The organism is Vibrio sp. 1978, from assembly GCF_033344345.1.
On the sequence record NZ_JAWPOP010000837.1, the window covers coordinates 1 to 562 of the forward strand.

1 protein-coding gene is annotated in these 562 nt (G+C 47.9%); it reads right to left on the reverse strand.

Going from position 1 to position 562, the window contains the following annotated elements:
- Window positions 1–562: DNA mismatch repair endonuclease MutL (gene mutL, locus R8N49_RS29390; protein ID WP_318190730.1), on the reverse strand; the 562-nt coding region annotated here is incomplete at both ends.

The window sequence follows — 562 nt, forward strand, 5'->3', positions numbered from 1 at the left end:
CACAGAGCTTTGTGCCAGTGCATCAGCCAAAGCTTGATAGATAAAGTCATGTACCAATCTTGCTTGATGGAAACGCACTTCATGCTTCGCTGGATGAACGTTCACGTCCACCTGATGCGGGTCTAGCTCGATGAACAACACATAAGCGGCAAATTGATCCGGCTTTAAGCTCATTTCGTAACTTTGACGAATCGCATGATTGATCAGTTTGTCCCGCATCATGCGGCCATTCACGTAACAATACTGCAAATCGCTTTGCTGACGAGCCCCATCCGGGGTGGTGATCCAACCATGCAACTTGAGGCCTTGATGCTCAAGCTCAATACGAAGCATATTACGCACAAATGCATTACCACACACCGCCGCTATACGCTTTTCGGTTTGCAGTTGATTCTTAGCCGCACGGTACTGGCGGATAACTTTGCCGTTATGGCGCACGTTGATCGAGACATCAAAGCGGCTCAGTGCAATGCGTTTTAACAGCTCGTCAATGTGAGCAAATTCCGTTTTTTCGGTACGCAGAAACTTACGGCGTGCAGGAGTATTGAAAAACAAATCCAGC